This is a genomic window from uncultured Tissierella sp. (assembly GCF_902479755.1).
Lineage (GTDB): Bacteria > Bacillota > Clostridia > Tissierellales > Tissierellaceae > Tissierella > Tissierella carlieri.
Genome location: NZ_CABSQO010000023.1, coordinates 45,764 through 64,258 on the forward strand (window position 1 = coordinate 45,764; position 18,495 = coordinate 64,258).

Genomic DNA, 18,495 nt, shown 5'->3' on the forward strand with positions numbered 1-18,495 from the left:
CCATACAACTATAAGTTCTTAAGGCTATTATATCAGAGGATAATATCATTTACAAACATTTCTATTGCTTTTTCATTATTTTAATATTATTATTATCATAATCCGTCTCTGATTTTACTATATCCAGGATTTTTATCATATCTTGCTCTGTTAGTTCTGCACTTGATACAACTATTTTTATATCCTTATCCGTTAAAAACACAATTGCATCATCAAAACCTTTACCCTTTATCAGCCCTTCAATTTGAAGTTCTTTTTCTGAGTTGTTTCCAAGTTTCATTATTTCCATTTGAGCCTCTTTTCTTACATCTTCAGATGTGTTTTTATTATTAACGATTATATCTAATCTATCAACTAAAGAAGCTCTCAGCTTATCCCTAGATAGTCTATACTCAACAAAATAATTTTTAATGTTTTTACTAGCTTCTGTATACATTGCTTCAAGTGCATCATTTCCCTCAGTCTTTGTTGAATCTATTATATCTACTTCTTCAGCAGGGTCAATATTTAACTCAGTCATACCTGTTTCTATATCTTCTTGGTATTTTTCATTCTTAGCTAATTCCATTAATTCATGATTTTGATAATCTTTTGAAGATTTACGTTGAGCTTGTTGTGTTAATTGATGATTTAAATATCCTGTAAATACTAACAATACAACTAATAATCCAATAATTGCAGGTCTTTTAATTTTAAACATAATTATTCTCCCCCTTATTTACTTGAATATACTTGAACCTTATTCCCCTTTATTCCTAATACAGTTTTCACAGCATCATAAAGCATTTCTTTTATTTCAGGGTCATTTGCACCCTCTGCAACTACAATAACGCCCTGTACAGTGGGTTTAATTTCTTTAACTACTAACAGTGAACCATCATTCCCCCTAGTTACTACTTGAGTAGTTATATCTTCCCTATGTACCTCCCTAGTCCCTCCCTCTGAATCATTTTCTACAGTATTTTCTGTAGTCTTTGTGGTGTTAGCAGCAGTTATTTTCTCTATGCTATTTTCTAAAGTTACCATGACACTTACTTTCCCTACACCATTTAGCTTGCTAAGAATAGTAACTAATTTTCTTTCTAGATAGCCACTATAATCTGATTCTAAGTTATAATCAGTCTCCTTCAGATATTGATCATTACTGTTATCAATTTCTTCAGTTTTAGATCCTAGAAAAACATTAGCTACAATTAAAAATATGATGGATATAAGCAGTATTATGAATAAATTATTAATAAACTTTTTATTATTCATTTTTTCTAGATATTTTTTTATTTTATCTAATATTTCGTTCATTTTATTCACCTTTCCCCTTTTTATCTATTTCTATATTTATCCTATCCTTATCCACTAAATAGTTGTTAGATATTAAATCTTTTAAGTCTGTTAAATCTTTATAATCTTCATCTAATGATTTTATATCCTTTATATTGTTTTGTATTTCAATCGTTTTTACTTTTCCAACATGAATTTTACTTTTATCTGTAATCTCTTCCTTTTCCCCTACAAGAATATTTAAATAGTCTATTTCCCCATAATTTTCTTCCTTATCTATTATTCCAACTACGATATCTACTACTCTGTAATTAGTTTTTTCTTCAATCAATCCTGTTATCTCCTTTGATATTTTTTCTTTGTATATTTTTTCTATTTGCTTCTCCTGCTGGGTGTAAAGTTCATTGTTTTGCTCATTGTCAAAAATATTTGGCTTAGAGTAGTTAAACACTGATTGTTCAAAGTTAAAATTTAATTTTAAAAGTTTTGCAAATGGACTGATAATTGTAAATATGATTAACAATCCTATTACCATATTAATATATTTTTTCATATTCCCCTTAGGCATTATAAGCTCTGCAATTGAAATAAGTATAAATAAAACTACTATATCCTTTAACCATGTACTTACAAAAGATATTGCATACATATATTCACCTACCTTAACATTAGTAAATTATTTCCTGCCTCAACAATAATAGTTATAGTAATAAAAAACATTGTTCCAGTAGAAATAAGACTAACTAGAATAAGTAGCAAAGATTTTCCAACTTGATTAAAAAATTCAACTAAATTACTAGACCCTACTGGTTGTATAACTACTGTTATTAGTTTATAAGTAAACAGCAATACTAAAATCTTAATAACAGGTAAAATACATATAAATAATAAGATCAGAAGTCCAATAAATCCAAGGCCATTTTTTAATATTGCAGAACAACCTACTACAGCTTCAACAGCATCAGATAAAAAGCCTCCTACAATAGGTATTAGTTTATCTACAGCAAATTTTGCTGTTCTTATAGTCAATCCATCTATTTTTGTTCCTAGACCATAAATAGTAATTATACCTATAAATAAAGTAAGAGCACCAGAGATTATAAAGGTTATTACTTGTCTACCTAATTCAGATAGCTTACTAAACTCTACTCTATTTGATATATTGCTTATAATACTTATAATAAATGAGAAGTAAATCAAAGGTAGAATTATAGTTTTTATTAAAATTCCAATAAGATTTACCGTCATAAGTATCATTGGATGAAACAGCATTTTGGTATTAGGTCCTGATGCTGCAGTGAGTAGAGTAAGTAAAATTGGAAGAATTGCTTGCATAAACCCAACCATTCTGTCTATTGTCTCCTTTGCAAGTTCCATTACTTGAGTAAAACTACTGATTACCAAGATCGCAATTAAAACATATGAAATGTAATTTGCTAATTCTGCAACAGAAGCATTCTCAAAAGTTGATTGAAGATTAGTCAATATTGAAGAAATTAGTGTAATAATAAGAATTTTAGCTAGTAAAATTAATGATGTTCTCAGTTCCTTAAAAAATAATAACCCAATATTTTTAACGATATCTTTAAAAGTAAATTTCACATCACCTTTTATTAAACCTAGCAAAAAATCTTTGGTATTAAACTTTGGTAAAAGTTCATTTTCTCTCATTGTATCTTCTACAATTTTTTCTAAATCACCGATATTTAAAATATCTATTTGTTCATCCATAATAAATGAACTACCATCATTAGCATAAACTGTACTTCCAAATATTAGTAAATATATAATAAAAATAACAATGTAATTTTTTTTCATATGTTTCACCTTCACGGAAGTATTTTTATAATTAACTCCATAAGAGCTAAAAGGATAGGAATTGCAAGAACCATAATTATAACTTTTCCACCTAGTTCAATTTTCATAGCAATACTATCTTCTCCAGCATCTCGTGATATCTGTGCTCCAAATTCAACTATATAAGCCATTCCAATTATCTTGAGAATTGTAGAAAAATATGCAAATTCTATATTTACTCTTCTAGCTAAAGTATTCAAAGTCTGTATTACATAGGATAATTCTCCTAAAATCATGGTGAAAATAACTACACCAGTTAATATGCTTATATATAAAGCAAATTCTGGTCTTGTACTTTTTAAAATAATGATAAATACTGTAGCCACGATTCCAATACCTACTATTTTAATGATTTCCATCTCATATTCTCCTTATAACAGTATTACAATCTGAATAATACTTTTACATTATCAAAGAGCTTGCTAATTAGATTTATTACAATACCTAAGACAATGACTACCCCCAATAAAGTAGTGAAAAAAGCATATTCTTCCTTTCCTGACTTATCCAATATCATATTTAAGACAGCTATAACTACTCCAAGTCCCGCAATCTTGAAAATTAGATCTATTTCCATACCCTTTTCCTCCCTATATCAGTAAAATTATTATTCCTGCTCCAGTTATGACTCCTAGACTTCTATATAATTTCTCATTCTTATTTCTTTCAATTCTTGCCTCTAAAATTTGAGCAGCTATCTGATTTAAAATCAGTATAAAATTTTTCTGCTGATCAGTTCTATCGGACGTTCCCAAAACTCTACCTAAAGCTAAGAATATTTCTACATCTTCTTTTATTAAATGAAAATCTTCATACAATTTGTCCTCAACTGATAAAAAACTGTAATATACACCCTCCCTCTTATTCAGTAGTAAATCACTTTTTATCTCTTCAAATATATAAGAAACCTTACTTTTTCCTTTTTTAGATACATTGGATAAGGCTTCTGGCAGTGGTGTCGCTCCATATACTATTTCTGTTTCCAACATCTTAATGCACTGCTCAAAATATATTAGATTTTCTAATCTTGATGAAAAAGTCTTTCCATAAAGATATCCTATAGTACTAGAAGTTAGGAAAATCAATAGTGAAGACATTAACTTTAATAAAATCATTTTAATCACTCTTTCCACTGTAAATAGGCTTAAAACTAAAACCATCTATTATTTCCTTTATTGTTCCGACTCCTTTTGATCTGTCAAGTATAAGAAATCTTTCAAATATATTTTCTTCAAATAACTCCTTCATACTAGATTTATTCATTACCTCTTCTAAGCTACTTCCATGAATTGTAGCTATAAACTTTATACCTGCCCTCAGTGCTTCATTAATTGCCTCTACATCCCTTTTATTACCTATTTCATCTACAGCTATTATATCTGGTGATAAAGATCTAATCGCCATCATAATACCATCAGACTTTAAGCATCCGTCTAAAATATCTGTCCTGATTCCTATATCATTCTGGGCCATTCCCTTATACATTCCAGCTATTTCTGATCTTTCATCAACTACACTGATCTTAAATCCCTGAGAGTCTAACGCTCCAAATCCATTGCTTAAGTTTCTAACTATATCTCGTAGCAATGTTGTTTTTCCGCATTGAGGCGGCGATATAATTAGGGTATTGTAAAATATTCTGGGTTTTTTAACTAAGTAGGAAATCATATTATCAGAAACCCCCAGAACTTCTCTCCCTATTCTTATATTTAATGAAGAAATATTCTTTATAGTTTCAACTCCATTAGAGCCATATATAACCTTGCCACCGATTCCTACTCTATGACCGCCTTTTATAGTTATATATCCATTCTTAATTTCCTCTTCATAAGCATATACAGAATAATTACTAATTAGCTGAAATGTATTCTTAATATGCTCTTCTCTAATAATTACTGCTCTAGATGGATCACAGCTAATATTGCCATTTGCAGATATGAAATAATCCCTGGCTCCATATGAAATTGTTAATGGCCCCCCATTTCGGAGCCTTATTTCCTCTGCTTTTTCCTTATAATTAGAAGGAATTCGAGTTAATATTGTATTTAATTCCTCACATAGATTTTTAACCACATAGTCATATATCCTAGAATTTTTTAACACAACCTGTCCCTCCCTTATATCAATTCTATGAAATTACAATTTATATATTCCAAAAAAATAAAAGCCAAGGCTTTTATTTTTAAATTATTAACTTACAATTGTACAAGCAGCTTTCTCTATTAATCATTAATTAAAAAAAGTTCTAAGGTTAAATAACCTTAGAACTTTTTTTAATTAATTTATTATTCATCTTCCCCATCAAAATGACAACAACAGTCTTCGTCATCACAGTAATCATCAAAATCATCAAAATCAAAGTCTTCATCATAATCATAATCTTCATCATCTGTTCCATAAATTTCATCTTCTACATCTGCTAGATCTTCATCGATGAAGTTTACATATTCCTCTAATTCCTCTTGATTTTCAATAGTTTCATCTAATACATCAGCAAATTCTTCTAGTACATCTACTATTTGAAGTAATAATTTACCCTCTTTTGAGCTCTCATCAACTCCCAAGCCGTCAGCTAATCCTTTTAAATAAGATACTTTTTGCATTAAATATTCCATTCTTATCCCTCCTAATATTTTGTATTCTAAAAAACATTATTACCTAAACTCTGGATAAATACTCACCAGTTCTTGTATCTATCTTTATTTTATCCCCTATATTTACAAATAAAGGAACTGTTATAACAGCACCTGTCTCTACAGTAGCTGGTTTATTAGCACCTGAAGCAGTATCACCCTTTACGCCTGGCTCAGTTTCAGTAACCTCTAATTCAACAAAGTTTGGTGCATTTACTTCAAAAGCCTTACCATGATAAAACCTAATAGTAGCATTATCATTTTCTTTTAAATATACCATAGCTTCTTCCACTGCATCCTTCTCTAAAGGTAACTGCTCATAGGTTTCAGTATCCATGAAATAAAATAATTCACCATCATTATATAAGTACTGCATTTCCTTAGTTTCGATTTGTGCCTTTGGAAATCTTTCTGTTGGGTTAAAAGTAACTTCTTTAGTTCCCCCAGACATTACGGACTTTATTTTTGTTCTAACAAATGCTGCTCCCTTTCCAGGCTTAACATGTTGGAAATCAATTATCTGATATACATCTCCATCCATTTCAAATGTTATGCCTTTTCTAAAATCACTTGCTGATATCATATCTTTACCCTCCTATATTCTGCTTATTCAATAATTTTAAGGCATCCATAGCTACTAAATAGCTGATAGATCCTAAACCTGATATTTGTCCTGTACAAACAGGAGCTATAACAGACTCTTTTCTAAAATCTTCTCTTCCATAAATATTAGATAAGTGAACCTCTATTACAGGTATTTCTAGTATTTCTATAGCATCTCTTATAACTATACTATAATGCGTAAATCCTGCAGGATTAATAATTAGCCCCGTATACCCAGATTTCATAATATCCTGAATTTTGTCCACAATCTGACCTTCATGATTAGATTGAAAGATTTCAACTTCCATACCTAACTCTATAGCTTTATTTTCAATAAGTCTACTAATTTGTTCTAGAGACTCTTTACCATAGATAGAACGATCTCTTTTGTCTAAAAGGTTTAGGTTTGGACCATGAATAATAAGTATTCTCATAATCATATATCCTCTACTTTCCATTTTATTATATCAGTCTCTATTATTTACCTCAAGAGTTAATTTTAACACATTTTCTCAAAATTTCATAGATAATTTCATCGATTGACTTGCCATCTACACAAATTATAAAATCAGCAGCAGATAAATATAATTCTTTTCTACTATCACACATGATTTTTGTCTTTATATATAGGTCTCTTTCGTCATTTAACAGCGGTCTAACAGTTTTAGATTTCTTAATGTTATTTACTATATTTTCTATTGAAGATTCCAACAATATTAATACTCCATTTTTTTTAAGACTAACTATATTATTATCATTTAATACTATACCTCCACCTGTAGATATTATTAGATTTTCTTCTTGATATAATTCATCAATAATTTGATTCTCTAGTTTCCTAAAGTAGAGTTCTCCATATAAGGAAAAAATTTTCTCTATATCTGTTTCCATTTTCCTTTCAATAAGCTCATCAGTATCTACAAATCTTCTATCTAAAACTTTAGATAATGTCTTACCAATAGTTGTTTTTCCTACTCCACTCATTCCTATTAAAACAATATTTTTCATATCTAACACCTATTAATCATGTTTAGGGTTTTCAGACACCATCTCAATAGCCTTTGTCACAGCAGTTATTACATCGGTGTTAAATTGATAGTTCATATTATTAACTTTAGCATATAAATAACCTTTCTCAGTTACAACATATTTAGGATTTAAATTATTTAACGCAATAGCTGCTATATCTAATCTACATTTTTCACATTGACATTTAATTTCTACTTCTTTTTGTATGCTATCAATAGCATTTAAAACCTCATTCTCCATTAAATTATATAGTTCCATAATAATCCCCCTCATATTAGTCGCTTTTTATTAAATATAGATTTGGCTCAATAAATCCAGGTAAATACGTTCCATATTTATAGACAGAATGTCTACTATATATAATATCGTCTCTTTCAATGAAATCATTATTAATTATGTTATTAGTAATCATTATTCCCTTGATATTAGTTCTTATATTTTCATCAATTTTTATTTCTCCATCTCTAGCTATTATTATACCAGTAAATTCAAAATCCTTAGATATGGTTATATTGCCTTCAATATATATTAGTCCAGAAAGCTTTATAGTTTCCTTTGGTGTATTGAAGTTGCCTATATAGAAATTGACAGGATTTTCTCCAAATTCTCTTATAATAATAAACACCTCTTTATTATTGAATGTTTCTATATAAGGCAAAGTCATCGATTCTCTAAATGAGATTATCTCAAAATAAGTATTATCCTTTTTATCCAAAATAATATGGTTAAAGTTCGAAGATTCCATGCCATAGATATTCTCTGGCTTATTACAGTTATTTATATTAATATCTTTTGATATCTTTAATAGTAAGTCTATTAAATCCTCTTTATATCTGTTCTCTATAGAATTTACATCAAGAATCGGATTCTCTGCTTCAAAAATCTCATTAATCAGTTCTATATAGGATGTTACTGTAGTTATTAATCCATTAAAATTACTTTTTGCAACAAGTTGCAATTCTTTTTTATTATCTTTATCTACTAAAATTACTCTAACTTTATCTAATTCATCTCCTAACTTTAAATCTTCCCTATTTATTGTTATATCTTTCGGTTGCTTCGAAAAAGGTAGGGTTCTAAAATATTCTACTAAAGCTGGATACAATTGGTCAGAATAATATTTATCTTCATGGAGTGTCATATAAATTTTTCCTTCAGCTGAGTAATAGGATTGAATATTATTTTCAGTTGATCTCAATATTAAACGCCCTAATCTAGTAGTATGTTCAAGATACAGTATCATAATCATCAATACAGGCATAACAATTAAACATATTATAGAAATAAATCCTTCTCTAGCTTTCATAAGTCCTCCAAACCATTAATAATCTATAGGACATCTAATATAGATATCAGATTTTAAATCTAATTTCTCATAATTATATTTGAATTTTAAGTCTAAATAAATTATAGAATTCTCAACATCAAATTTTGTATCTTCAATATTATCTACAAATTCGCAAAGATCATTATTTCCATCAAAATGTATATATAGCGGGTATTTATCATCTACTCTACTGCATGCCATCCTGACAAGCTTATCGTTCTTCCTATGGTATGTAATATATCTGTATATATTTTTAGACTTCTCTTCTTCAATTATCATAATAATAAATCCAATATTAGTAGGAAATTTCTTTTTTAGATCTTTAATCTTATCAGAAGAAATAATCTTATCTGCAGCCCTAATATCTCCTTTTATATATTCAATTGCATATCTGCCATTCATCATTAACTGGTCTTTTTCGTCTCCTATGGTGCAAGCTTCTATAGAAAGATCTAAAATACTAAAAATAGGTATAATAATTAATGAACAAATAGCCAATGATAAAATTATTTCTATTAAAGTGAATCCTCTATTTTTGTGGTAGATATGTATTGTACTCCACATCTCCAACACTACTCCCCTCTATATTATGATATACAAAAATAGAAATCATCCATAATAAGTCTGACTTTTGATTCTTTTCTATTTTTAAATAGTATTTTTCATTACTTTCTTTTTTAGGTATAGTAACTTCAACAGAATTATGTGCCCTAAATAACTCTATTAATTCTACAATATCTGTATCGTATATAAAATCATAAGAAGCCTTATCTTTATCAAAAGCCTTAATTTTTTCTACAGCCATTTCGCCAATATATATCATTTCCATTCTTAATTTGTTGTTTCTTAATCTAATGAAAGATGAGTTAATTATAGGTAAAACAGTAACAGCTATCAACCCTAATAAAAATAACCCTAATATAGTTTCAACTAAAGTAAATCCTTTTTTGATCATAATAACGCCTCGTTTCATTTACTATTAATATAAAGATTAACTTTACCAGTAGCTGGTGTTATGGTTATTTCTATATTCTCTTTTTTACTATTAGTAAGTAAAATCTTTCCTGCGTTGTTTGGTGTACCATTTGGGTAAAATTTCATAATACTATTAAAATTATTTCCTTTGATAATTATTCCATTACAAAATTTAATATCTTTTATAATAGTAACAATTAATCCATCTTCCTTAGCAATTTTATATCTATTCCTATCAACATAAACATATAAAATGTAATTGCAATTCTCCACCACTGCACTATTTCTAGCAAAGATTATATCTCTTTTAAACTCCATTAATTCTTTTTTCTCACGAGTATTAAAGATAATTTTTGTACTAGGTATTCCTATGGATAAAACAATAGCAAATAGTGCTATTACAACTAATAATTCAACTAGAGTATAGCCATATTCGCTATTACAATTTTTATTATCAATATTGCCATTCATTTAATTGATGCAGCAGAAATGTGAATTCTGCTCTAGTTATTTTATTATTCATACTATCTTTGCTACTGGAGCGAATTTTTTTCTCATAAAGCATTCTATCAGCAAAATAATCCCATTTAATACCCTTATCATTTAATACCCTAGACATTATAATCTCGACCTCCTTATAGGTAATTGGATTGTGAGGTCTAAAAGTATTGTCAGAATATCCATTTACTATTTTGTAATAAGTTGCATAAGATATAGCTTTTTCTGCATAACCAAACTCCTTATAATCTTTAAACTGAGTCACATTTGTAGAATCATATGGAGGATACCAATCATATAATCTACTTAGCATAGTTACAAATTCTCCTCTTGAAACCTCCTTATCCGGTCTAAAAGATTTATCAGGATATCCATATATAATTTCTCTCTTAACATAAGTATTTATCTCATCTTTAGCCCAATGTCCTCTAGATTCATGGAAAATTGGCAACTCATTATCAACTCTTACAGCATAAATATTTCCCATCAAACTTATGTTATTTAAATTTATATCTGCAACTAAATAGTCTCCATCTTGTTTAGATGGTATATAAATCCATTTATTATAATGGTACTTGTATATACCATATTTAACATCCTTCCCATAAGATTTAAATTTAATAGTAATTTTTTTATTCTTATCAAATGTGCCTTCTAAGTTCATGATCTTTAGTCCATATACCCCTGAAGCTTGGGTATGTCTTGAAGAGTTAGGATTCACATAGGATGTAGGAATACTATCTATGGTTACAATTACATCATTGTAATATGTTCCAGCCTCAATATCTACTAAAAATTTATCATCTTCGGGTATTCCAATATTATTCTTACCATCTATTGAAATCTTTTCTGTATGAGTCTTAACTCTATTGCTATCCTGTTGAAGTTTTTTATAGGTTTCATTATACGACTTCATAAACTCATCCCAATAACCGATTATAAAAGCATCTCTATAATTTTCAGACTGAAATTGAAGACCATATTCATCTACAATATTTTTATCATCAACCTTGTGGCCAGTCCATGAGTTAGATTTACCTAATGTAATATCTATAATAGCTGCATATTCACCCTTCATTCTACCTATGGTCCTTCCACCTTCTTCACCATTTAAATCAGGTGTTTCTATACTTTCTTTATTTGCCCTTCTATACGCTTCATTGTAATAAAGCATATACCCTCCATCCGTTTTACCTTCTGTGGTTTTAATGTCTTTTCCAAATTCAAATCCTGCCAAAAACGCATCTTTATATTCATTAGATTCATTATTTAAATTGAACATATCTATAATCTCTTTGTCAGAAGGTATATTCCTTCTGTAATCATTGCTAAGTCCTAGTAAATAATCTTTCCTTCCATTTAACTCAGCCAAATCTCTAGCATATTCATCTCCATCTTCTAACCCTTGTTCATAAGAATTATGTTTTTCTCCTAATTTTGCCACCTGAAATGCAGCTTCAAAAGATAGTTTATATGACCTTCTAAATCCTTCTATAAAGCCATTTCTATATTCTCTAGATTCTCTATTTAACTCAAACATATCGCTCAATTTTCTATCGCTAGGGACATATCTCTCCCAATTATTTTTATTTCCAGAATTATATGCAATATAGCCATCTATCCTTCCCATTATAGTACCAAAATCTTCTGCACCATAAATAAGTATGGTTTCTTTATCTTCTAATCTATATGCGGCATAATATGCTTCTTTAAAAGCTGTTTCATATCCAGTTTTAAAGCCATCAATATAATCTTTAGATCTTCCCTTAAGATTTAACTCCCTCTCATAATCATCAATATTACTTTCTAGAGTTTGCCTCATTGTATTAGTCTTATTTTGAGCATCATAATTTCCAGTAAAAGTTCCATCAGATTTTCCTTTTTGCACCCCCTCATTATAGCCATTTTTATAATCAATGCTGATTTCATCTGCATATACATAGATACTGCTTAAAATCATTGCAATCATCAATACAATCAATATTAATCTATATTTCCCCATCATTTCACCTTCTCATCGCTTTTTTAGTACAAGAACTTTACCAATAGGAAGTGTATCGCTAGCTTTCATTTCATTAAGCTTTAATATTTCATTTTTATATTTATTACTTCCATAATATTTAATACTAATACTCTCAAAACTATCGCCCTTTTCTACTACATGGAATATATAATCCCCCACACTCATATCATTACCATCTTCATCAATATTTCTAGTATATATAGCTTCAAGCCTATCCATTAAAAGTACTCCATAATTATCTCTATCCTTAGGAATTTCTACATATAATTTTTCCAACTTAAGAGGATAAATTTTCAAATCCTCTGGAGGAATCGTTTCAATATATTTCCAGCCAGTCCATCCTATACCTTCAGCAAGAGGAACGTAAGTTTCATCACCCATCTGATCACGGAAAAGAATGCCTATAGTAGCAGGAGAATAGTCATAGGAATAAACCCAAAGCCCAATAGTATTTGGTGGATATTTTAGCAGTATATTATTCTTAGAAACATCTATAAATCCGCGATTTTCTTCTTCAATAGCAACAATATCATATTCAAACCTTAAGGAATATTTATTTGACTTTGCTTTAGTAGACTGAGAAACAGAACCTTTCACAAGTTCTTGAGAAGGTAAAAAGTAACTATTTTTATTTTCAAAATCTAATAAGATCTCCTCTATATAAGGCTTTGTTTCCGTTATTTCACTAATTTTTTCTCCATCTTCACTATTATTCTTATACTCCTCAAAAAAAGCAAAAGGAGTATTTTTACTTTCTTCCTTTACAATATCTATATATACAACATCAGAATTAGTATCAGTGATACCTTCTAAACTATATACTTTTAGAGACATATTTCCATTTAGCTTTCCATCAGCATCCCTATCCATAGACACACTATCTAATAATATCTTTCTTGGGCTGCCTTTCAATGATTTTATAATATCTATAACTCCAACATAGGAGCCATTATATGGTATAGATATATCCATATTCTTTACCTGAAAACCTCCTATATCTTCATAGCTTGGTCTATTAAAGTTCATATCTACAACAGATACTGACTCTTGCTCCAGCAGATTATTTAGCAGATATATTATCTGTGCCTGATCTAATTTGGGGAAATACCTAGATACTATATCTTCTTTTTCTTTATGTAATCTATCCCATTCTTTATTAATGCTACTTTCCTTTCTAAGCACTTCATTAATTTCATCTATTTTCCCCTGATACTCCCGCTTTTGTTCACTTAAATTTTCCATTTTTTCAGCTTGTGGTGTGATGATAAACCTATAACCTACCCATATAAATATAATAATACCTAAAAGGGTTAAAAGAAATTTCTCATTTTTAGTTAATTCTCTAATCTTAATTTTCTTCTTCCATATCTTCTGTATCATCGCTCACACTCCTTAATGTAATATTTAAACTAAAATTATAATAATCTTCTTGTTTTGATATATTTGATACAAAGATTTCATCATAATTATCTATACATTCTAATCCCTTTTGAAATTTTGCAATAGCCCATTTATCTTTTGATATACCAACTATATGAATCTCTTCTCCCTGAATACTTAGGGATGTAAGAAATAGTTCTTCAGGAATATTATCATTTATTTTATCTAACAAAGCTTCATCTACTATATCTCTTTCTTCAATATTTTTATCTAGCAACTTAATTTTATCTACAGATTCCTTAAACTCATTTACCTCTACTTCCTTAATTCTAATTTCTTCCACCTTTTTCAAAGTTTTAGTATCTTCAGCAGTTTCTCTGAGGCTTACCACGATTCTTTTCTCTTGTCTTATGATTATTTCATTATATACTGTATAAGCTATTAAAGATAAAAAGATAAAGGTTATCACTGTAAAATATATAATTTTTTTATCTATTTTAAACTCGTTTTTCTCTATATAATTTTGGAAAAAGTTTAAATCTCTCATGTCTACACCTCATCAGAACGAATTAGTCCACCAATTGCATTAGAAAATTTACTTAAATCTCCAGACCACTTTACCCTATCTAAATTAGATAATTTAACAGCAGGTATATTAAAGTAATTTGAAAATAGATTGTCCATTCCTTTTATATTTGCTAAACTTCCTTGGAGTAAAATAAAATTTATAATATTTCCAATTTCACGAGTTAAATAATATCTAAATACCATCTCAACTTTTTCCATTAGATTAGCTATCGTCGTTCTTACAATATTAAGCATTCTATAATAATCCGTAAACTCTTCCTTAACTATAGATACATCTTTAATTTCTATAACCTTATTTTCTATATCTTCCCAAGAGTAATTAAAAAATGATGATAAGTTTTCATATATAGTTTCTGCTCCTACGTCTATTATTCTGGTTACTTCAATATTTCCATTTTTTATTATGGTAAGTTTTGAACTACTATATCCCATATCTATTGAAGCTATTGACAAGTCTCTAGTATTATAGAATTCATTAACTAATCCATTAAATTTTAATAGCTTAGCCATTGTATTACCTTGATAATCCAAAATTTGTGGTTCAAGTCCCGATTGCTTTATTAACTCTAGATGGCTTATAACCATATCTTTAGGTATACCTATTAAAAGAATATTTAGTTTTTCTACTTCACCTTCTATTTTATTTCCCATTAGAAGATAATCTACTACATAATTTTCAGGATCTACCGGAAGAAAATCACTTAATTGATATTCTATTATAGGTGCTATTTCCTTTTCAGAAACCTTTGGTATTGTAATTTCTCTAGTTATGATACTGGAGCTATTTATAATTCCATAAGCTAAGTCAGTAGAAATTTTATTTTCCTTCAATGCATTTTTTAACAAAGTAACTAATATATCCTTATCTAAAATTTCCCCATCTTTATAGAAATGAGACTCTACTGGTATTGTAATAGCTTTAAATATTTGGATACTATTTTTTGTATATCTACCTTCTATTAATTTAATCTCTTTTGATCCAAAATCTATGGATAGGACTTTTCTTGAAATTGATGGTAATTTCAATGGTATTGCCTCCTTTTATGTTAATAAGAATATTAATATAGTATTTATTTTATTAAATGAAAAAAATGTTTTTATACCAACTTATCAATTGTTCCCCCCAAAAAACCACTATTGAAAATCCTAGAATAATAAATGGGCCAAAGGGTATGGGATCTTTCCTATCTTTAATTTTTATAATCAATAAAAATATTGATATAATTGCACCAAATATAAATGATAAGAAAATTGTAAGAAATATTTTTTTTATACCTAAAATAAATCCTAGTGAGGCTATTAAAGTAACATCTCCTTCTCCCATCCCGCCTTTAGATAATATAATAATTAAAATAAATAGCAGACCACTTAAAACTAGTCCTCCAATACTATTTAATAAATCAAGAGAATTATTATATAATAAAAATGTTAAGATTTTATAAATTATAGATAAAGCTAAAATAAATATAATAAGAATATCTGGTATTATCATGTGCTCTAAATCAATTGCAGTAATCACGATTAATAAAGAAAAAATAACTGTATAGAAAAAAAACTTTAATGTAAATCCAAATTGTATATATATAAATAAATATATAATAGCATTTAATAGTTCAATTCTAAGATACTGTAAGGAAATTTTTTCACCGCAATATCTACATTTCCCCCTTTGGACTATAAAGCTAAATACTGGTACCAAGTCACACCATTTAAGGCTTGTACCACAATTAGGACAATGGGAGGAAGGAAAAACAATGCTTTCCTCCTTTGGTATCCTATATATACATACATTTAAAAATGAACCTATTATTAAACCATATATAAGAATTATTATTTGCATTATGATACTCCTTTTTGGTCCTAGACTTATAATTATTTAAAATCATTACTTAAAAGGATAATTGCTAGAATCTTTTATTATTTCATCAATATCTTTTATCGTTATATTCCCTCCACCTTGAACATAATCTATTCCGTTCTTTGCTATAATTAAACCTTCAAAACTTCCACCATTTAGATAAACCTTTCCATTTGGAGCAAACAATATTCCTTTTATGGTACTTCCACCAAAATTCTCTATTCTAATATCTCCTGTTTTAGCTACAATTATTATATCTTCTACACTTTGGGTCCAACTGCTTTGAACATAAGAGTTAGCATATATTTTAATATTGTCTTTTAATTTCCCCCCTGATACATATCCATTATTTAAATACCAAGAATCTTCTTTTAATGTAGGATATTTAGGTTCAGGGATAGTGGGTCTTTTCGGTTCTTCTACACCATTTACTTTTATTAGTCTATTTAAAATATCTTGATTATAATTATTAGGATATGTTAATGTACCTGTATAGTAAATTTTTGAATTACTTCCCAACCAAGGTGTCCAACCTAATTCTACATTGCCATTTACGTAAACATTTCTATGAATTCTTGCATCTTTTAATTTAAAGTTTCCATTAACAAATATATCACCATATAAATTCATACTGCCATCCCATAAAGTCAGATTTTTCCCCACATGAAGATTACCATATATTGAAGACGATGAACTCTTAGAAATGAAATTGCCACCAATAAATAAATCACCATAAATATTCCTATTGCCACTCTCAATAAAATCTCCATTCACATGTATCTCTCCAGGTTCTTCACTAGATCCCAACTCATGTGAACCTTTAGGAAATTCCAAGTTTTCTTTTACATATATGTTACTTACTTTTATATGTCCATTGTTTTTTATATTTTCTAAATTGAGATTTGAATCGAAATAAATACTTTTATTCTCCCCTATAATATTAGAAGCAGAAATATCCAAACCTCCACCAAACATAAATAAAATAGACTCATCATCAAGATTTATTTTACTAAATCTTACATCATACAAATGAGATGAATAATTTCTATCATATTTATTTATTATTTCATATTTTGTATTTGGCTTATAGTCCATACCGGAATAGGACTTAAACCCAATATAGTTTGGAAAAATATTATATCCTTGTAAATCTATTTCAATGAAATCACTGGAAACCTCTTTATCTTCTAGTCTAATTTTTATTTTATTATTATTTTTTAAGTATTGAAAAATCAACGTATATTCTTTATCCCAATCAAATTTATTTGTATTTTCATTTATAAAATTTTCAAATCCTAAACTGTCTGTTAAACTATTTTTTTGAATTACTTTTTTATACACTCCATTTTCAATTTGGTTAATGCTTATTAAGCTATTGAATATATCAAGATTCACCATAATTCCACTATTATTAATATTTATTAAGCCAATACCTATTCCTAATAAGTCACTTCCTTCTGCTGATGCTTTAGGGTCTATTCTGAAGTTCACTCTAGTTTCAAAGTTAGTATTAGAATAAGTATCTGGGACCTTCATTGCTATCAATGCACCTTGAGGATCTTTATTATCAGACCATTCTAAATTAAGGGTAGGATGTTCTGGATTTTGCATAATGTCTAAGTATATTTCTTCGCTATTTCTATCAAATATTTTTACAGCCTCCCTATTGAAATAAATGTCTTCTAGAAAATCCTGCCATTCCTCACTGCCAGCTCTGCTTAAAATCAATATACGGTCTTCATTTCTAAAATGCTCCAATCGTCCAGCTAAGGTATATGGTCTAGCTTCAAAATAATAAAACCTTTTTGATAATAAATTATTGCTTTTTATTAATTCCTTTGTGTAATTTATAGCATTTGGTTCTTTTTGCATATCCTCAAAAACCATATCATAGTCACTTGAAAAAACCGGATTAGAAATTCCTTCCTTTGATCGATACCATCTTATACGATTTTCAAATATTAATGGAGTAGGTTGTAACGTATAACTTGCTCTAATTCTAATATCATCCTCGTACCATGGAAAAACTCTATTGCCCTCAGAATCGTAAACTCCTACAGAAAACGGCTCTATCTTAGGTGATTCTGGTTCTTTAATTTGATAGTTAGTTACATAAGATACATACTGACGATTGCCTCTTATGTCTGTTCTAATTTCTTTTACATCTACAGCTGTCTTATAATCCCCATAATCTGTAAATATCTCAATCTTATAATCTTCAGCTTCATCATTTTCTATGAAATTTCGTTTGACATCAATTATAAGGTTTTCCATTATTTCCTGATAACTAAAGGTATCTTTTGTAATATCCTTTCCCTTATTTACAATAATAGAACCTTGACCAAATGCAGTAATATAGGTGATTAAGAGTATAGATAAAATAAGCATTGCTAAAATAACTTCAATAAGTGTGAGACCACTTCTTTTATTATTTATCATTCCTGTA

Annotated in this window: 23 protein-coding genes; all 23 read right to left on the reverse strand. The window is 28.5% G+C overall.

The genetic code is table 11. The features are described 5' to 3' along the window. Positions 1-61: 61 nt before the first annotated feature. The 23 genes from RDK80_RS12845 to RDK80_RS12955 all read right to left on the reverse strand — a co-directional run bounded on the left by RDK80_RS12845 (position 62) and on the right by RDK80_RS12955 (position 18,488). The gene (locus RDK80_RS12845; RefSeq protein ID WP_094900270.1) at positions 62-700 is read right to left on the reverse strand and encodes a SpoIIIAH-like family protein; all 639 of its coding nucleotides are present in this window, start codon (positions 698-700) and stop codon (positions 62-64) included. Between the two features lie 14 nt (positions 701-714). Then, positions 715-1,299 carry a sporulation stage III protein AG gene (locus RDK80_RS12850; RefSeq protein WP_094900269.1) on the reverse strand — a complete coding sequence of 195 codons (585 nt, stop codon included), beginning with the start codon at positions 1,297-1,299 and terminating at the stop codon, positions 715-717. A gap of 1 nt (position 1,300) precedes the next feature. Continuing rightward, a complete protein-coding gene (gene spoIIIAF / locus RDK80_RS12855; protein WP_308524490.1) occupies positions 1,301-1,927 on the reverse strand; it encodes a stage III sporulation protein AF in 627 nt (208 codons plus the stop codon). 8 nt (positions 1,928-1,935) lie between these two features. Further along, the gene (gene spoIIIAE / locus RDK80_RS12860) at positions 1,936-3,096 is read right to left on the reverse strand and encodes a stage III sporulation protein AE (protein ID WP_308524491.1); all 1,161 of its coding nucleotides are present in this window, start codon (positions 3,094-3,096) and stop codon (positions 1,936-1,938) included. Between the two features lie 11 nt (positions 3,097-3,107). Then, entirely contained in the window at positions 3,108-3,494 is a 387-nt protein-coding gene (spoIIIAD, locus tag RDK80_RS12865) for a stage III sporulation protein AD (RefSeq protein ID WP_094900266.1), read from the reverse strand. A 23-nt stretch (positions 3,495-3,517) separates the two neighbouring features. After that, positions 3,518-3,712, reverse strand: a complete 195-nt coding sequence (gene spoIIIAC / locus RDK80_RS12870; protein WP_094900265.1) for a stage III sporulation protein AC — start codon at positions 3,710-3,712, stop codon at positions 3,518-3,520. A gap of 13 nt (positions 3,713-3,725) precedes the next feature. Continuing rightward, entirely contained in the window at positions 3,726-4,250 is a 525-nt protein-coding gene (gene spoIIIAB / locus RDK80_RS12875; RefSeq protein ID WP_094900264.1) for a stage III sporulation protein SpoIIIAB, read from the reverse strand. 1 nt (position 4,251) lies between these two features. Then, entirely contained in the window at positions 4,252-5,238 is a 987-nt protein-coding gene (gene spoIIIAA / locus RDK80_RS12880) for a stage III sporulation protein AA (protein WP_308524492.1), read from the reverse strand. A gap of 182 nt (positions 5,239-5,420) precedes the next feature. Further along, on the reverse strand, positions 5,421-5,750 hold the full coding sequence (locus RDK80_RS12885; RefSeq protein WP_094900262.1) for a CD1247 N-terminal domain-containing protein: 330 nt from the start codon (positions 5,748-5,750) through the stop codon (positions 5,421-5,423). Between the two features lie 43 nt (positions 5,751-5,793). Then, positions 5,794-6,351, reverse strand: coding sequence for an elongation factor P (efp, locus tag RDK80_RS12890; RefSeq protein WP_094900261.1), 558 nt, complete (start codon positions 6,349-6,351; stop codon positions 5,794-5,796). 4 nt (positions 6,352-6,355) lie between these two features. Next, positions 6,356-6,805 (reverse strand): type II 3-dehydroquinate dehydratase, encoded by a 450-nt coding sequence (gene aroQ, locus RDK80_RS12895; RefSeq protein ID WP_308524493.1) that lies wholly within the window; start codon positions 6,803-6,805, stop codon positions 6,356-6,358. Positions 6,806-6,857: 52 nt separating this feature from the next. Further along, positions 6,858-7,379 carry a shikimate kinase gene (locus RDK80_RS12900; RefSeq protein WP_308524494.1) on the reverse strand — a complete coding sequence of 174 codons (522 nt, stop codon included), beginning with the start codon at positions 7,377-7,379 and terminating at the stop codon, positions 6,858-6,860. 12 nt (positions 7,380-7,391) lie between these two features. Further along, a complete protein-coding gene (locus RDK80_RS12905) occupies positions 7,392-7,658 on the reverse strand; it encodes a late competence development ComFB family protein (protein WP_216555670.1) in 267 nt (88 codons plus the stop codon). A 16-nt stretch (positions 7,659-7,674) separates the two neighbouring features. Beyond that, positions 7,675-8,706, reverse strand: a complete 1,032-nt coding sequence (locus tag RDK80_RS12910) for a hypothetical protein (RefSeq protein ID WP_308524495.1) — start codon at positions 8,704-8,706, stop codon at positions 7,675-7,677. A 15-nt stretch (positions 8,707-8,721) separates the two neighbouring features. Continuing rightward, positions 8,722-9,291 carry a prepilin-type N-terminal cleavage/methylation domain-containing protein gene (locus RDK80_RS12915; protein ID WP_308524507.1) on the reverse strand — a complete coding sequence of 190 codons (570 nt, stop codon included), beginning with the start codon at positions 9,289-9,291 and terminating at the stop codon, positions 8,722-8,724. Then, positions 9,257-9,682, reverse strand: a complete 426-nt coding sequence (locus RDK80_RS12920; protein WP_094900256.1) for a prepilin-type N-terminal cleavage/methylation domain-containing protein — start codon at positions 9,680-9,682, stop codon at positions 9,257-9,259. The genes RDK80_RS12915 and RDK80_RS12920 overlap by 35 nt, the downstream gene beginning before the upstream one ends. A 14-nt stretch (positions 9,683-9,696) precedes the next feature. Further along, entirely contained in the window at positions 9,697-10,173 is a 477-nt protein-coding gene (locus RDK80_RS12925) for a prepilin-type N-terminal cleavage/methylation domain-containing protein (protein WP_094900255.1), read from the reverse strand. Then, the gene (locus RDK80_RS12930; protein WP_308524496.1) at positions 10,157-12,202 is read right to left on the reverse strand and encodes an S-layer homology domain-containing protein; all 2,046 of its coding nucleotides are present in this window, start codon (positions 12,200-12,202) and stop codon (positions 10,157-10,159) included. The genes RDK80_RS12925 and RDK80_RS12930 overlap by 17 nt, the downstream gene beginning before the upstream one ends. 12 nt (positions 12,203-12,214) lie before the next feature. Next, entirely contained in the window at positions 12,215-13,603 is a 1,389-nt protein-coding gene (locus RDK80_RS12935) for a LysM domain-containing protein (protein WP_308524497.1), read from the reverse strand. Further along, entirely contained in the window at positions 13,572-14,150 is a 579-nt protein-coding gene (locus RDK80_RS12940; RefSeq protein WP_308524498.1) for a PilN domain-containing protein, read from the reverse strand. Before RDK80_RS12940 ends, RDK80_RS12935 begins: the two co-directional genes overlap by 32 nt. 2 nt (positions 14,151-14,152) lie before the next feature. Continuing rightward, the gene (gene pilM / locus RDK80_RS12945) at positions 14,153-15,217 is read right to left on the reverse strand and encodes a pilus assembly protein PilM (protein ID WP_308524499.1); all 1,065 of its coding nucleotides are present in this window, start codon (positions 15,215-15,217) and stop codon (positions 14,153-14,155) included. Between the two features lie 52 nt (positions 15,218-15,269). Then, entirely contained in the window at positions 15,270-16,031 is a 762-nt protein-coding gene (locus RDK80_RS12950) for an A24 family peptidase (protein ID WP_094900251.1), read from the reverse strand. 45 nt (positions 16,032-16,076) lie between these two features. Continuing rightward, a complete protein-coding gene (locus RDK80_RS12955) occupies positions 16,077-18,488 on the reverse strand; it encodes a prepilin-type N-terminal cleavage/methylation domain-containing protein (protein WP_308524500.1) in 2,412 nt (803 codons plus the stop codon). Between the last annotated feature and the right edge of the window lie 7 nt (positions 18,489-18,495).

Excerpts from the sequence above, each read along its gene's own strand:
- RDK80_RS12845 (WP_094900270.1), bottom strand. The coding sequence starts at position 700 with ATGTTTAAAATTAAAAGACCTGCAATTATTGGATTATTAGTTGTATTG.
- RDK80_RS12850 (WP_094900269.1), bottom strand. The coding sequence starts at position 1,299 with ATGAACGAAATATTAGATAAAATAAAAAAATATCTAGAAAAAATGAAT.
- spoIIIAF (WP_308524490.1), bottom strand. The coding sequence starts at position 1,927 with ATGTATGCAATATCTTTTGTAAGTACATGGTTAAAGGATATAGTAGTT.
- spoIIIAE (WP_308524491.1), bottom strand. The coding sequence starts at position 3,096 with ATGAAAAAAAATTACATTGTTATTTTTATTATATATTTACTAATATTT.
- spoIIIAD (WP_094900266.1), bottom strand. The coding sequence starts at position 3,494 with ATGGAAATCATTAAAATAGTAGGTATTGGAATCGTGGCTACAGTATTT.
- spoIIIAC (WP_094900265.1), bottom strand. The coding sequence starts at position 3,712 with ATGGAAATAGATCTAATTTTCAAGATTGCGGGACTTGGAGTAGTTATA.
- spoIIIAB (WP_094900264.1), bottom strand. The coding sequence starts at position 4,250 with ATGATTTTATTAAAGTTAATGTCTTCACTATTGATTTTCCTAACTTCT.
- RDK80_RS12885 (WP_094900262.1), bottom strand. The coding sequence starts at position 5,750 with ATGGAATATTTAATGCAAAAAGTATCTTATTTAAAAGGATTAGCTGAC.
- efp (WP_094900261.1), bottom strand. The coding sequence starts at position 6,351 with ATGATATCAGCAAGTGATTTTAGAAAAGGCATAACATTTGAAATGGAT.
- aroQ (WP_308524493.1), bottom strand. The coding sequence starts at position 6,805 with ATGAGAATACTTATTATTCATGGTCCAAACCTAAACCTTTTAGACAAA.
- RDK80_RS12900 (WP_308524494.1), bottom strand. The coding sequence starts at position 7,379 with ATGAAAAATATTGTTTTAATAGGAATGAGTGGAGTAGGAAAAACAACT.
- RDK80_RS12905 (WP_216555670.1), bottom strand. The coding sequence starts at position 7,658 with ATGGAACTATATAATTTAATGGAGAATGAGGTTTTAAATGCTATTGAT.
- RDK80_RS12910 (WP_308524495.1), bottom strand. The coding sequence starts at position 8,706 with ATGAAAGCTAGAGAAGGATTTATTTCTATAATATGTTTAATTGTTATG.
- RDK80_RS12915 (WP_308524507.1), bottom strand. The coding sequence starts at position 9,291 with ATGTGGAGTACAATACATATCTACCACAAAAATAGAGGATTCACTTTA.
- RDK80_RS12920 (WP_094900256.1), bottom strand. The coding sequence starts at position 9,682 with ATGATCAAAAAAGGATTTACTTTAGTTGAAACTATATTAGGGTTATTT.
- RDK80_RS12925 (WP_094900255.1), bottom strand. The coding sequence starts at position 10,173 with ATGAATGGCAATATTGATAATAAAAATTGTAATAGCGAATATGGCTAT.
- RDK80_RS12930 (WP_308524496.1), bottom strand. The coding sequence starts at position 12,202 with ATGGGGAAATATAGATTAATATTGATTGTATTGATGATTGCAATGATT.
- RDK80_RS12935 (WP_308524497.1), bottom strand. The coding sequence starts at position 13,603 with ATGATACAGAAGATATGGAAGAAGAAAATTAAGATTAGAGAATTAACT.
- RDK80_RS12940 (WP_308524498.1), bottom strand. The coding sequence starts at position 14,150 with ATGAGAGATTTAAACTTTTTCCAAAATTATATAGAGAAAAACGAGTTT.
- RDK80_RS12950 (WP_094900251.1), bottom strand. The coding sequence starts at position 16,031 with ATGCAAATAATAATTCTTATATATGGTTTAATAATAGGTTCATTTTTA.
- RDK80_RS12955 (WP_308524500.1), bottom strand. The coding sequence starts at position 18,488 with ATGATAAATAATAAAAGAAGTGGTCTCACACTTATTGAAGTTATTTTA.